This is a genomic window from Pseudazoarcus sp. NS34 (assembly GCF_059703725.1).
The window spans coordinates 22,154-35,375 of record NZ_BAAKIZ010000003.1 but is presented as its reverse complement, the minus strand read 5'-3'; the positions used below and the strand labels follow the sequence as shown (position 1 = coordinate 35,375).

General features: G+C 62.7%; 16 protein-coding genes. 3 read left to right on the top strand and 13 right to left on the bottom strand.

All coding sequences use genetic code 11. From position 1 onward, the window contains the following. Positions 1 to 20: 20 nt before the first annotated feature. The 10 genes from AC6H0N_RS10295 to AC6H0N_RS10250 form a co-directional block, all read right to left on the bottom strand. The gene (locus AC6H0N_RS10295) at positions 21 to 980 is read right to left on the bottom strand and encodes a hydrolase (RefSeq protein WP_497574025.1); all 960 of its coding nucleotides are present in this window, start codon (positions 978 to 980) and stop codon (positions 21 to 23) included. 16 nt (positions 981 to 996) lie between these two features. Continuing rightward, positions 997 to 1,917, bottom strand: coding sequence for a branched-chain amino acid transaminase (locus AC6H0N_RS10290; RefSeq protein ID WP_497574024.1), 921 nt, complete (start codon positions 1,915 to 1,917; stop codon positions 997 to 999). A 135-nt stretch (positions 1,918 to 2,052) separates the two neighbouring features. Then, positions 2,053 to 2,448, bottom strand: coding sequence for a CBS domain-containing protein (locus AC6H0N_RS10285; RefSeq protein WP_497574023.1), 396 nt, complete (start codon positions 2,446 to 2,448; stop codon positions 2,053 to 2,055). 22 nt (positions 2,449 to 2,470) lie between these two features. Then, a complete protein-coding gene (gene nqrM, locus AC6H0N_RS10280) occupies positions 2,471 to 2,671 on the bottom strand; it encodes a (Na+)-NQR maturation NqrM (protein WP_497574022.1) in 201 nt (66 codons plus the stop codon). A gap of 57 nt (positions 2,672 to 2,728) precedes the next feature. Further along, on the bottom strand, positions 2,729 to 3,949 hold the full coding sequence (nqrF, locus tag AC6H0N_RS10275) for an NADH:ubiquinone reductase (Na(+)-transporting) subunit F (protein WP_497574021.1): 1,221 nt from the start codon (positions 3,947 to 3,949) through the stop codon (positions 2,729 to 2,731). Positions 3,950 to 3,968: 19 nt separating this feature from the next. After that, the gene (gene nqrE, locus AC6H0N_RS10270; protein WP_497574020.1) at positions 3,969 to 4,577 is read right to left on the bottom strand and encodes an NADH:ubiquinone reductase (Na(+)-transporting) subunit E; all 609 of its coding nucleotides are present in this window, start codon (positions 4,575 to 4,577) and stop codon (positions 3,969 to 3,971) included. Further along, entirely contained in the window at positions 4,577 to 5,233 is a 657-nt protein-coding gene (locus AC6H0N_RS10265) for an NADH:ubiquinone reductase (Na(+)-transporting) subunit D (RefSeq protein ID WP_497574019.1), read from the bottom strand. Before AC6H0N_RS10265 ends, nqrE begins: the two co-directional genes overlap by 1 nt. A 3-nt stretch (positions 5,234 to 5,236) precedes the next feature. Next, entirely contained in the window at positions 5,237 to 6,067 is an 831-nt protein-coding gene (locus tag AC6H0N_RS10260; protein WP_497574018.1) for a Na(+)-translocating NADH-quinone reductase subunit C, read from the bottom strand. Then, positions 6,054 to 7,265 (bottom strand): NADH:ubiquinone reductase (Na(+)-transporting) subunit B, encoded by a 1,212-nt coding sequence (locus AC6H0N_RS10255; protein ID WP_497574017.1) that lies wholly within the window; start codon positions 7,263 to 7,265, stop codon positions 6,054 to 6,056. The genes AC6H0N_RS10260 and AC6H0N_RS10255 overlap by 14 nt, the downstream gene beginning before the upstream one ends. Beyond that, positions 7,265 to 8,629, bottom strand: coding sequence for a Na(+)-translocating NADH-quinone reductase subunit A (locus AC6H0N_RS10250; protein ID WP_497574016.1), 1,365 nt, complete (start codon positions 8,627 to 8,629; stop codon positions 7,265 to 7,267). Before AC6H0N_RS10250 ends, AC6H0N_RS10255 begins: the two co-directional genes overlap by 1 nt. Positions 8,630 to 8,930: 301 nt before the next feature. On the opposite strand from AC6H0N_RS10250, the gene AC6H0N_RS10245 reads away from it, so the two are divergent. From AC6H0N_RS10245 to mnmA, 3 genes are read left to right on the top strand one after another with little or no spacing between them, the layout of a single operon-like run. Continuing rightward, positions 8,931 to 9,383, top strand: a complete 453-nt coding sequence (locus AC6H0N_RS10245; RefSeq protein ID WP_497574015.1) for an NUDIX hydrolase — start codon at positions 8,931 to 8,933, stop codon at positions 9,381 to 9,383. After that, positions 9,380 to 9,928 (top strand): hypothetical protein, encoded by a 549-nt coding sequence (locus tag AC6H0N_RS10240; protein WP_497574014.1) that lies wholly within the window; start codon positions 9,380 to 9,382, stop codon positions 9,926 to 9,928. The genes AC6H0N_RS10245 and AC6H0N_RS10240 overlap by 4 nt, the downstream gene beginning before the upstream one ends. A 16-nt stretch (positions 9,929 to 9,944) precedes the next feature. After that, a complete protein-coding gene (gene mnmA / locus AC6H0N_RS10235; RefSeq protein ID WP_497574589.1) occupies positions 9,945 to 11,042 on the top strand; it encodes a tRNA 2-thiouridine(34) synthase MnmA in 1,098 nt (365 codons plus the stop codon). Between the two features lie 87 nt (positions 11,043 to 11,129). On the opposite strand, the gene AC6H0N_RS10230 is transcribed toward mnmA, so the two are convergent. The 3 genes from AC6H0N_RS10230 to AC6H0N_RS10220 all read right to left on the bottom strand — a co-directional run bounded on the left by AC6H0N_RS10230 (position 11,130) and on the right by AC6H0N_RS10220 (position 13,222). After that, positions 11,130 to 12,059, bottom strand: coding sequence for a hypothetical protein (locus AC6H0N_RS10230; RefSeq protein WP_497574013.1), 930 nt, complete (start codon positions 12,057 to 12,059; stop codon positions 11,130 to 11,132). Positions 12,060 to 12,126: 67 nt separating this feature from the next. Then, positions 12,127 to 12,699, bottom strand: coding sequence for a DUF2062 domain-containing protein (locus AC6H0N_RS10225; protein ID WP_497574012.1), 573 nt, complete (start codon positions 12,697 to 12,699; stop codon positions 12,127 to 12,129). 70 nt (positions 12,700 to 12,769) lie between these two features. Then, positions 12,770 to 13,222, bottom strand: coding sequence for a SixA phosphatase family protein (locus AC6H0N_RS10220; protein WP_497574011.1), 453 nt, complete (start codon positions 13,220 to 13,222; stop codon positions 12,770 to 12,772).

Genomic DNA, 13,222 nt, shown 5'->3' with positions numbered 1-13,222 from the left:
TAATCGCAGATGGCCCGGACTTAGGAAGTGCGACCGAAAAAGTCGAGTGCGCGTAACCCAAGCCAGGCAAGGCTTCCGGGGAAGGCGCCAGTTACGAAGCCTACGTGTCCGCCGGAATTGGTGTGATGATGCTGCAAGTGCAAAGAGTATTCCGTCACGGTTGGTAACGCCGCAGGCGGCACGAAGGGGTCGTTGGCTGCCGTCAGCAGCAAGGTCGGCACGGCGATGCCACGCAGCCAGGGGCGGGAAGAGGCGCGGCGCCAGTAGTCCTCGGCGCCCTGGAAGCCGTGCACAGGACCGGTGTACACCTCGTCGAAGTCATACAGCGTGCGTGCCGCCACCATGCGCTGCCGGTCGAACAGCGTCGGGAAGCGTTCAAGCTTGGCGAGTGTCTTGGGCTTGAGTGTTTCGAGGAAGTGCCGCGTGTAGACGCGGTTGAAACCGCGCGCGAGCGCATGGCCGGAGACGCTCAGATCGAGCGGCGGACAGATCGCCATGGCGGCGGCGATGTGCCGACTGGCGGCATGTTCCTGTTCGCCGAGCCATTTGAGCAGGGCATTACCGCCCAGCGATACGCCGGCAACGAACACCGGTGCGCCGTTGGCGTGCGTGCAGATCTGTTCGATGATCCAGCCGATTTCGGCGCTGTCGCCGGAGTGGTAGGCGCGCGCCAGCCGGTTGGCTTCGCCTGAGCAGCCACGGAAATGGGGTATGACGCCGCGCCAGCCGCGCTGTTGCAAAGCCTGCAGCAGGCTGCGTGCGTAGTGTGACTTGCTGGAGCCTTCGAGGCCGTGGAAGAGAATGACCAGCGGCGCCTCCGCGGGCGCGCCGCTCAGCCAGTCGCAATCAATGAAGTCGCCGTCGGGCGTTTCAAGCCGTTCGCGCTGCAGTGGCAGCGCTACCGGCTTGCGCAGCAGCGGATAGACCGTCTGGAGATGCGCGCCGAGCAGCCATAACGGAGTGTTCAGGCGGTTCGGCACGGCGCGCAGTGAGCCCTCAGATGTAGGTCAGCCAGTGGTCGTACTCGGGCGCACGGCCGTTGACGATGTCGAAGTAACGCGCCTGGATCTTCTGCGTGATCGGACCGCGGGAGCCGTTGCCGATGATGCGATCGTCGAGTTCGCGGATGGGCGTGACTTCGGCGGCGGTGCCCGTGAAGAAGGCTTCGTCAGCGATGTAGATGTCGTCGCGGGTCAGGCGGCGGGAGTGCACCTCCAAGCCGAACTCGCGTGCGATGTTGATGACCGAATCCCGCGTGATACCCGTCAGCGCCGAAGCGATTTCGGGCTCATAGATCTTGCCGTCCTTGATCACGAACAGGTTCTCGCCCGCGCCCTCGGCGACGAAGCCCTGGGTGTCTAGCAGCAGTGCCTCGTCGTAGCCCTGGGCGGTGACTTCCAGGTTGGCGAGGATAGAGTTGGCGTAGGTGCTGGCAACCTTGGCGCGCGGCATGGTCACGTTGACGTGATGGCGGGCGAACGAGGAAGTCTTCACGCGGATGCCGTTCTCGATTCCGTCTTCACCCAGGTACGCGCCCCACGGCCAAGCCGCGACGGAGACGTGCACCGTTGCGCCACGCGTGGAAATGCCCATCTTTTCCGAGCCGTAAAACGCGATCGGGCGCAGGTAGCAGGATTTGAGCTGGTTCGAACGGACCACCTCGCATTGCGCCTCCATCAGCTCTTCCCGGCTGTAGGGGATGTTCATCATGTAGATCTTGCCGGAGTTGAGCAGGCGCTGCGTGTGCTCGGCCAGACGGAAGATCGCCGTGCCGCGCTCGGTCTTGTACGCGCGTACGCCCTCGAACACCGCAACACCGTAGTGCAGGGAATGGGTCAGTACGTGAGTGGTTGCATCGCGCCAGGGCACGAGCTTTCCGTCGTACCAGATGAAACCGTCACGGTCGGCCATGGACATGTTCGAACTCTCCTGCGGGAATCGGGGCGGAAAAGCGTGAATTCTAGCGCAATCGCACCCCCGCGTTGCTCGCCAAAGACATGAAAAAAGCCGGCGCATGGCCGGCTTGTGTTCAGTAATGCCGCAGAGGGCTGCTTACCAAAGCTTCTCGAGTGCCTTCAGGATGTTGCGGCGGGAAAGCTGGCCCACCAGTTTGCCTTCCTGAACGACCGGATAGCAGCGGATCGGGCTGCCAACGAACATCTCGGCCGCTTCCATCAGGGACGAATTCGGCTCCAGAGTGATGACGTTGGGCGACATGAACTCGCTGACACGACCACCACGCTCTTCATGATACGAGGCGCTTACCGCCACCTTGATACAGTCCTTCTCGGACAGGAAGCCGATTACACGACCGGTCTGGTCGGTCACCGGGGCGCCAGTCATCTCGTGCTTGAGCAACAGGTGAATGGCATCGAGTACGTCCATGTCCGGCTTGAAGGACAGCGGATCACCGGACATATAGTCTTTGACGAGGAGCGACTTGAGCATGGTTCTCCCTTTTCGAATTCTTCTAGTGTTGTTGTTCAGCCTGCTCTTGGGCACGTGCTTCGCGCTTGGGGCAGGGCTTGTCGCAGCCGGCTACGCATTCGATGTTGAACTTGTTCAGGCCGCCGCAACTTCCGGCGATCGGCTTGCGACCGGCAAGAACACCCACCGCCATACCAAGAATGGCGATTCCCATGATCAGGAAGGTTACGAGGTAGATCGACATGCGCTCTCCTGTAGGGTTGCGAGGCCCGGCCGGTGAAGGCCGGGCCAACGGTAAGAATCAACCGCCGAAGTCGTCCAGCATGATGTTTTCGCGTTCCACGCCCAGATCAAGCAGCATCTGGATCACGGCAGCGTTCATCATCGGAGGTCCGCACATGTAGAACTCGCAGTCCTCGGGTGCCGGATGATCCTTCAGGTAGTTTTCGTAGAGAACATTGTGGATGAAGCCCGTGTAGCCCGTCCAGTTGTCTTCCGGCAGCGGATCGGACAGCGCGCAGTGCCAGACGAAGTTCTCGTTTTCGGCGGCGAGCGTGTCGAAGTCATTGACGTAGAACATCTCGCGCTTGGAGCGGGCGCCGTACCAGAAGCTGATCTTGCGCTTGGACTTGATGCGGCCCAGTTGGTCGAAGATGTGCGAACGCATCGGAGCCATACCGGCACCGCCGCCGATGAAGACCATTTCGGCTTCGGTATCGCGGGCGAAGAACTCGCCGAACGGGCCCGAAATCGTGACCTTGTCGCCAGCCTTCAGATTGAAGATGAAGGACGACATCTTGCCCGGCGGAACGCCTTCGGCGCGCGGCGGCGGGGTGGCGATCCGGACGTTGAGCATGATGATGCCGCGCTCTTCCGGATAGTTGGCCATCGAGTAGGCACGGATGGTCTCTTCGTCGACCTTGGACTTGTACTGCCACACGTTGAAGCGGTCCCAGTCGTCACGGAAACGCTCGGCGATCTCGAAATTCTTGAAGTCCACTTCGTGCGGCGGCGCTTCGATCTGGATGTAGCCACCGGCACGGAAGTCGACGTTCTCACCAGGGGGCAGTTCCAGCACCAGTTCCTTAATGAAGGTCGCGACGTTGTCATTGGAGCGCACCGTGCACGCCCACTTCTTGACGCCGAAGACCTCTTCAGGCACTTCGATCTTCATGTCCTGCTTGACTGCAACCTGGCAGGACAGACGCTCGCCTTCGCGGGCCTGACGCTTGTTGATGTGGCCGGTTTCGGTCGGGAGGATGGCGCCGCCGCCCTCGAAGACCTTGACCTTGCACTGGGCGCAGGTACCGCCGCCACCGCAGGCAGAGCCCACGAACAGCTTGGCGTTGGCGAGTGCGCCGAGCAGCTTGCCGCCGACCGGGACTTCGATGGTCTTTTCGTTGTTGATGGTGATCTTCACGTTGCCCGAAGCAACCAGCTTCGAGCGGGCCGCGAGAATCACGTACACCAGTACGATGACGATCGCGACGAAGAAGAAGACACCCAGAATGATTTCAGTCATGTGTTGATCCCTCGACGCGTCAGAGCTGGATGCCGGAGAAGGCCATGAAGCCCAGCGACATCAAACCGGTTGCGATGAACGTGATGCCGAGACCCTGCAGGCCGGCCGGAATGTCGGAGTACTTGAGCTTCTCGCGGATACCCGCCAGGGCGGTGATCGCCAGAGCCCAGCCCACGCCGGAGCCTACGCCGTAGGTCACACTCTCGGAGAAGTTGTAGTCACGTTCGACCATGAACAGGGTGCCGCCCAGAATGGCGCAGTTCACCGTGATCAGCGGCATGTACACGCCGAGCGCGTTGTAGAGCGCCGGCACGTACTTGTCGAGGAACATCTCGAGGATCTGCACGATGGCGGCGATGACGCCGATGTACACGATCAGGCCGAGGAAGTTCAGGTTGACGTCCGGCAGGCCGGCCCAGGCGAGCGCGCCGTCGCGCAACAGCCAGTAGTAGATCAGGTGGTTCGCGGGAACCGTGAGCACCTGAACTGCAACCACTGCAATGCCGAGGCCGAAGGCCGCGCCGATCTGTTTCGAGATGGCGAGGAAGGTGCACATCCCGAGGAAGAACGCGAGTGCCAGGTTTTCAACGAAAACCGCACTGATGAAGAGATTGAACAAGGCTTCCATTACGACACCTCGGCACGATGCTGAATCTGGAAATCGGGCTTCTCGACCTGGGCGGGCTTCCACGCACGCACGGCCCAGATGATCAGACCGATCAGGAAGAAGGCGCTGGGCGGCAGCAGCAGCATGCCGTTGGGGACATACCAGCCACCGTCCTTGGCGAGCGACAGGATCTGCACGCCGAACAGCGAGCCCGAACCGAACAGTTCGCGCACGAAGCCGACGATCAGCAGGATGGCGCTATAGCCCAGACCGTTGCCGATGCCGTCCATGAAGCTGGGCAGCGGCGGGTTCTTCAGCGCGAAGGCCTCGGCGCGACCAAGCACGATGCAGTTCGTGATGATCAGACCCACGAACACCGACATCTCTTTCGACAGGCCGAAGGCGAAAGCCTTCAGCAGCTGGTCGACCAGGATCACCAGCGAAGCGATGATGGTCATCTCGATGATGATGCGGATGCTGCCCGGAATGTGGTTCCGGATCATCGAGATCAGCAGGTTCGAGAAGGCCGTGACGAGGGTCAGTGCAATGCACATCGTGATGGCGGTCGACATTTTCGTCGTCACCGCAAGCGCCGAACAGATGCCCAGCACTTGCAGGATGATCGGGTTGTTGTCGACGACCGGACCCGTCAGGATTTTCTTCGTATCGTTGGCCATGGCTTAACCCCTTTCGTTACGCAGGCGTTCGATGAGCGGGCCGTAGCCGGCGTCACCGAGCCAGAAGTTGATCAGGTTCTCGACGCCGCGCGACGTCAGCGTGGCACCGGCAAGACCGTCGATCTTGTGTTCGGCGTTGGGCGTGGAGGAATCCACCGAGCCTTTGACAAGCTGAATGCTCGGTTCGCCTTGCTCGTCGAATGCCATCTTGCCGTCCCAGATCGCACGCCAGTTCGGGTTGTCGACTTCGCCGCCCAGACCCGGGGTTTCAGCATGCTGATAGAACTTCAGACCGCCCACGGTGTTGAGGTCACCCTCAAGTGCGAGGAAGCCATAGAGCGTCGACCACAGGCCGGCGCCGTGCACCGGCAGGATCAGGCGTTGGATGTCACCGGCTTCGTTCTTGACGATGTACACCGGCATGTGGGTCGGTTGGCGCTTGATGTTGGCCTTGTCTTCCGACTTGGGCAGCGCGCGCGATGTGGCCGAATCCTTCGATGCCTTTTCGATGTCAAAGCTTGCGATGTCGAATTCTTCGCTAACCGTGCCGTCTTCGAGTCGAATCAGGCGGGCCTCAACGTTCTGGCGGAACGCTTCGGCTGCGGTCTGACCGGGCTTGGCCACGCCCGCAACATCAACGATGTTGCGGATGCGGTCTGCTTCCTGGTTGGCGGCTTGGATCGGGCGCAGGCCAACCGCCGCCGAAGCGACGACGACCGAGCAGACGAGACACACGGCAACTGCCATGAAAATCGTCTTCTTGCCGCTATCGTTGGGCAGGGCGAGGATGGATGCCAGCGGGCCGCCGGCGGATTTTTGCTCAGGCGCTGACATGGCGGCGCTCCCTCCGTCGGATGTTCATCTGGATCACCACGTAGTCGATCAGTGGTGCGAAGAGGTTGGCGAACAGGATCGCCAGCATGATGCCTTCCGGGAAGGCGGGGTTGATGCAACGGATCACGACCGTCATGAAGCCGATCAGGATGCCGAAGGCCCAGCGACCGGTGTTGGTCATCGACGCCGAAACTGGGTCGGTAGCCATGAACACCGTGCCGAACGCCAGACCGCCAACCACGAAGTGCCAGTAGAACGGCATGGCCATCATCGGGCGCGCATCGCCGGCCAGCGCATTGAACAGCAACGAGGTCACGACCACGCCTGCGACCACGCCGGCCATGATGCGCCACGAGGCAATGCGGGTGTAGAGCAGGAACAGCGCGCCGATCAGGATCGCCAGGGTCGAGGTCTCGCCCAGCGAGCCGGGCATCATGCCCAGGAAGGCCTGCATCCAGCTCACGCTCTCCGTGATCGCCGCCATGCCGCCGGTCTCACCCAGACCCAGCGGGGTGGCGTAGGAGAAGCCATCAACGGCAACCCACACCTGGTCACCCGAGATTTCAGCCGGGTAGGCGAAGTACAGGAAGGCACGGCCGGTAAGTGCGGGGTTGAGGAAGTTCTTGCCCGTACCGCCGAAGGCTTCCTTGCCGATGACGACACCGAAGCTGATGCCCAGGGCGACCATCCACAACGGCATTTCGGGCGGCAGCGTCAGCGTGAACAGCATCGAGGTGACGAGGAAGCCCTCGTTCACTTCGTGATTGCGCACGGTGGCGAACAGCACTTCCCACAGACCGCCGGCGATCAGCGTCGTCAGGTAGATCGGCAGGAAGAGCAGGAAGCCATGCGCCAGGTTGGCGAAGATGCTGCCGGGGTTGAAGCCGATGCCGAGAGCCGAGAGCAGGGCGCCACGCCAGTCTTCGCGCACGACGTCGAGTTCGGTCAGTGCGAAGTTGGCCTGGTAGCCGCTGTTGTACCAGCTCCAGATGATGCACGGCAGGAGGGCGACGACCACATAGCTCATCATGCGCTTGAGGTCGATGCCGTCGCGTACGTGCGGCGCGGTACGCGTGGTGTCGGGAGGCGAATACAGGAAGGTATCCACCATCTCGTAGATCGCGTAGTACTTCTCGAATCGGCCGCCTTTATGGAACTGCGGCTCGATCCGGTCGAGGAAGCGTCGAATGCCTGACATCAGCCTTCCCTCTCAATCAAGCTAAGGTTTTGACGAAGCACCGGCGCGTAATCGTGCTTGCCGACACACACAAAGGAACACAGTGCCATGTCCTCTTCGTCCAGCTCGAGACAGCCAAGTTTCTGGGCCATGTCGGTGTCACTGACGAGGAGGTAGCGCAACAGCGGAGTCACGAGAATGTCCAGCGGCACGATGTTGTCGAAGGTCGTGATCGGGACCAGCGCGCGCGGGCTACCGTTCTGCGAGGAAGTGAAGTCGTACTCGCGGCCGCTGTTGCGGGAGAAGCTCGACAGCATCACGTTGAGCAGCGAGAACTTGGTGCTGCCGGCCGGGTTCAGCCAGCCCATGAATTCACGCGGCGTACCTTCCTGCAGCACGCTGACCTGCAGGTGATGGCGGCCGAGGTAGGCAGACCAGCCATTGACGCGACGACCGGACCATACCGAGCCCGAAACAACGCGAACGTTGCTGCCGTCGGAGGTCTCGCCTTCGAGCAGTTCGTCGAGGCTGGCACCCAGGCGGGTGCTCACGAGGCGCGGGTTCTTGGCGCGCGGGCCGGCGATCGAGATGACGCGGCCGGTCGGCAGCTTGCCGGTGGTGAACAGCTTGCCGAAGGCGATGACGTCCTGATAGTTCAGGTGCCAGACCGTCTTGCTTGCATTGACCGGATCAAGGTGGTGAATGTGGGTGCTCGGAAGACCGGCGGGGTGCGGGCCGTCGAAGCTGACGACGCGGACCTTGGCGCTGTCTGCAACGCCGTCGATTCGGGCCGCATCGGCCTTGCACACCCACAGCGGACCTTCGGTGAGGTGGCCCAGCACCGTCAGGCCGTTGTTGAAGGCTTCAGCATCGGCGTTGATGACGGCTTGCGGGTCGGCCGCGAGCGGGTTGGTGTCGATCGCAGTAACGAAGATCGACGCCGGACGCGACTCGGGGTTCGGGATCTTGCCAAAAGGGCGGGTCTTGAGCGCGGTCCAAAGACCTGAGGCGAGCAGCTTCTCGCGCACTTGCTCGTGCGTCAGCGAAGCCAGCTGGTCAGCGGCACAGGCGGTGAAGTCCACCGCTTCCTCGTTGTCGTCGAGGCGAATGACCACGGACTGCAACATGCGGCGGGCGCCACGATTGATCGCGACGATTTCGCCTGCACCGGGTGCCGTAAACACCACGCCCGGCAGCTTTTTGTGCTCGAACAGGGTTTGCCCCAGTTTGACCTTGTCACCTTCCGCCACGTGCATGGTGGGCTTGAGATCGACGTAATCGACGCCGATGACCGCCACGTGCCTGACCGCGCGAGCGTCTTCCACGCGCTGCTCAGGTTTTCCGCTGATGGGCAGATCCAGGCCTTTCTTGATCTTTATAAGCATAGAGGTCTGATCCTGGTTGTCGGGTGCCGACCGGAACCCCGAGTGATACTGCTACGCCTCCAGCCTCCCTGCTGCCTGGCGGCAGCGTCTGGAAGCGTTTTTGGTCGGCTGAACAAAACGTATCAATGTTACTGGCTAGGGCCGATTACATCAAATGTTGATGCCACTTTTGTCGTAGAAGGTTTGCCTATCCTTGACCTTGGTCAATTTGCGTCAAAGCCCTTGCAGTGCAGCATAAGCGGGCTCGCATGGACCCCCTCGGCGGCGGTAGAATCACGCTCTTTTTCGTGAGCGTGTGGGTATGGACGGCAGGTGGAAACCGAACGTCACCGTGGCTGCGGTGATCGAGCGCGCGGGACGCTTCCTGATGGTAGAGGAAGAAACGCAAAATGGCCTCCGGCTCAACCAGCCGGCGGGGCATCTCGACCAGGGTGAATCGCTGCTGGAGGCGGTGGTGCGTGAGACACGCGAGGAGACCGGGCATGTGTTCCAGCCCGAAGCACTGGTGGGAATCTATCAATGGCGTTTGCCGGACACCGACGTGAGCTATCTGCGCTTTACCTATACCGGCCAAGTGGGCGAAGCCTTGCCCGATGTCCGGCTGGACGAGGGCATCGTACGTGCGCTGTGGATGAGCGAGGCCGAGTTGCGCGAGAGCGCTGAACGGCATCGCAGCCCGCTCGTGCTGCGCTCGCTTGACGACTGGCGCGCGGGGCGACGCCATGCGCTTGATCTGATGTGGTACCAGTCATGAGGCGCCTCACCGTGTTGCTGCTGGGCGCGCTGCTTGCTGCGCCGGCGTTGGCGCAGACCCGCGTCGAGGTGTGCTTTAACCATGCCTGCGCGAGCCGTTCGGCCGTGCGATTTTCCGATGCCGTGCTTGCGCCGTTGAGCGCTCGACTGGCGCGTGCGCGCGATGCTGCTGATGAGCGAGCCCAGATCGCGTCGGTGATCGGGGCGCTGTATGCGGAGGCAGGCCGGCAGACGCCGGTGGGCGCTGATCGTCGAGGAAACCTGCTCGATGAGGGCGTTTACGGTCGGATGGACAGCACCGATCACGCGACCAGTACGACAGCGCTTCTGGAGATGCTGGCTCAGCGCGGATGGCTGCGTTTCCATGTGGTTCGAGCGCCGGCTGAACGTCCGTCCGTGATGTATTTCGTGCACAAGAGCGCGGTGATTCAGGAGAAGGGCGGGGCGCGCTATGCGGTCGACAGCTGGTTTGTCGACACCGGCAAGGCGGCCGTTGTCCTGCCGCTGGAGAATTGGTTGCGCGGGGAGGGGCCTGATGTCCATTGATCGAGATCCCGCAGGCATGCACGTCGTGGTTGGCATGTCCGGCGGTGTCGATTCGTCGGTCACGGCCTGGCTGCTCAAGCAGCAGGGCTATCGCGTTACCGGCCTGTTCATGAAGAACTGGGAAGACGACGACGACGATCAGTACTGCTCGTCGCGCCAGGATCTGGTGGATGTGGCGTCGGTGTGCGACGTGATCGGCATCGACCTCGAAGTGGTCAATTTCTCCAAGGAATACAAGGAGCGCGTGTTCGCCGATTTTCTGCGCGAATACGAGGCCGGCCGCACGCCCAACCCCGACATCCTGTGCAATTCCGAGATCAAGTTCCGCTGCTTTCTCGATCACGCGATGGAGTTGGGTGCCGAGCGTATCGCCACCGGGCACTACGCCCAGGTGCGGCGTTGGGAGAACGACGGCCGCGTCGACTATCAGTTGCTCAAGGCCGAGGACGGCACCAAGGATCAGAGCTACTTCCTGTATCGCCTGAACCAGGCGCAGCTGTCGAAGACGCTGTTTCCGCTCGGTGGCCTGTACAAGCGCGACGTTCGTCGCCTGGCCGTTGAAGCCGGTCTGCACGTTGCGACCAAGAAGGATTCGACCGGCATCTGCTTCATCGGCGAGCGACCCTTCCGCGAGTTCCTGATGCGCTATCTGCCGGTGCAACCAGGCGAAATTCGCTCGCTCGACGACGGCCGCGTGCTCGGCGAGCACGACGGGCTGATGTACCACACCATCGGCCAGCGCAAGGGCTTGCGCATTGGTGGCGTGAAGGGCCGGCAGGATGCCACCGGCGAGCACGAAGCCTGGTACGTGGCCTCTAAGGATGTCGCTGCCAACGTGCTGTATGCGGTGCAGGGGCACGACCATCCGGCGCTGCTGCGCGAGCGGCTGACCGCGATTGACCTCAACTGGATCGCCGGGCGCGACCCGCATACGCACTGGGTGTATTCGGCCAAGCCGCGTTACCGCGCCGCGGACGAGCCATGCGAGATCGATCGCGTGGATGCCGACAGCAGCGAGATCGTCTTTGCCCAGCCGCAATGGGCGCTCACGCCGGGGCAGAGCGTGGTGGTGTACGAATCGAAGGTGTGTCTGGGCGGCGGCATCATCGTCTGAGGATGCGCCGGGGAGGTTGCCGTCACCGGTTCATGACGGTGCCGCGCCAGATCTTCGAACGGTTTGCTGCACCCTCCCTCCGGGCCTTCAGGCGCCGAGCACTGCCGGATTCAGGTGCGCGCGGGCCAGTTCGCGGTAGCGCTCACAGCGTTCGACGAAATCCCGGGTGCTCTTAGGCATGGCCACACGCGCACGCGTGATGTCGCCGATCAGATCCCGGCCGCGCACGATGAGCTGGCATCCCTCGCCGGCGAACTGGATGGTTTCCAGCGTCGGGGCATTGATCATGCGTGGCGAGAATGCTGCGAGATGCTCGCCAGCGACCACGAAATCCGTCCAGATATCGAAGACGTCGTCGTCGGTGCGCAGGGTTTCGCATTTGAGCTTGGCCGCCTCGCAGAGTTGTGCGATCGGATGTTCGATACCCTGAAACAGCAGCGTGTTGCCGAAGGTCGCAGTCATCGCCGTGGCAATTCGGTCGATGCCCCGCAGGGCCTCGGCGATCTTGATGTAGCGGCTTTCGTAGAAGGCCTCGATCGGGATCGAGAAGGCGCGGAACGGCTCGCCCCACAGTTCGTCGATGCCTTCCTCGCCGCTGCGATGCAACACCATGCGGCCGAGTGACAGCGCTTCCTGCAGGCACTGGCCGCATTCGCGCATCAGCGCGCTGTCCTGCGCGACATCCCGGCCTGTGGCCTGGCGGTCCACCAGCTTGGTGAAGTTGTCCGCTGCGCGGTTGAACAGTGCGCCGGCGAGCATCGCGCCCTTGACGCGCTTGCGCTCGGGCACCGTTTCCGCATCGAAGGCCGCGCGGGCCTCGGCAAGTCTTGAGCCGGGCACGTTGATGCCATGCTCGACATGGTTGAACAGCCTGCGCGTCAGCGCCTCGATGAGGTGCCGTTTTTCCCTTAGCGAATCGGCCGGCGGATCGTAGGCCTTGATCCAGTAACCGTCATAGAAGACGCGGCGAACGCCGTCGATCACACGCGTCGTGCCGTTTTCAAGCGCTGCGTTCATCGAGTCGAGCATGCTCCGGGGGCGCAAGGGATGAGACGGCAAGGGTAGCGCACTGGCCGGCGCGCCGTCACGGGGGACCGCGGCGTGCCGAGGCGCGCTGCCGGCGTTGCCGGCTGCGCTTGAGGATGACGTTCAGGCGCCACCCCAGCAGTACGCCGAAGTAGCCGATGATCGCGCCAACGACCGCCATCAACAGCATGCCGAGCACAAGCGGACGGCCGATGCCGGTCAGCCAGTTGATGGCTTCGACAATCCATTGCAGCGCGGTGGTCGCGTGGTCGTCGGAGGCAGGGTTGTCGGTGGTGACGGGAGGCAGGATGCTCGCCCCGATGCGGTAGGCGAGGATGTAGATCGGGCCGTAGGTGAAGGGGTTGCTGACCAGTGTGGCGAGTGCCGCCACCCACAGGTTGGCGCGTACCGTAAGAGCTACGACTGCGGCGGCCGGAATCTGCATGACCGGTACGAGAAAGCCGAAGAACACACCGATCGCCACACCGCGCGCTACCGAGTTGCGGTTCACGTGCCACAGCAGGGGGTCGTGAATGCGCGGTCCGAGCCAGCGCAGTAGCCGGTTCTGCTTGAGACTCTCGCGGGTCGGAAGGTAGCGTTTGATCATCGGGCAGGCCAAGGAGTGGGGCATTCTACCGCGTAATCCCCAGCGGGCCAGCCTCCCCGGCGTGCTCCTCCAGTGCCCGTGGGAGCCGCGTCTTTCAGGCGAAGTCGGCGGGCAGGACGGTGCGCAGCACGGTCTGCGTTTCGCCGTCACGGACGCGGTTGGTGAACCACCACAATGCGCCTTTCTTGACCGTCCAGTCAGCTTCCTGGCCGGACAGCAGCAGGGCTGCCAGCCGGCCGAGCGCGGGTTGATGGCCCACGATCAGCACGGCACCGCCGGAATCGGGCCAACCGGCTGCGGCCAGTGCGCCGGCCACGTTGCCGTCGGGGGCCAGCGCAGCCACTTTCTCGAAATCATCTGTGAAGGCACGCACCGTCTGCAGCGTGCGTGTGGTCGGGCTGCAGAGCACGCGCAGCTTGCGCGGGCGGTGTTCCTTAAGCCAGGCGGCGACGGCGCGTGCCTGGTCATGTCCGCGCTGGCTCAGTTCGCGGCTGTGGTCTGGCGTGCCGTCAATCGCCTCGGCGTGTCGCCACAGAAGCAGGTCCAT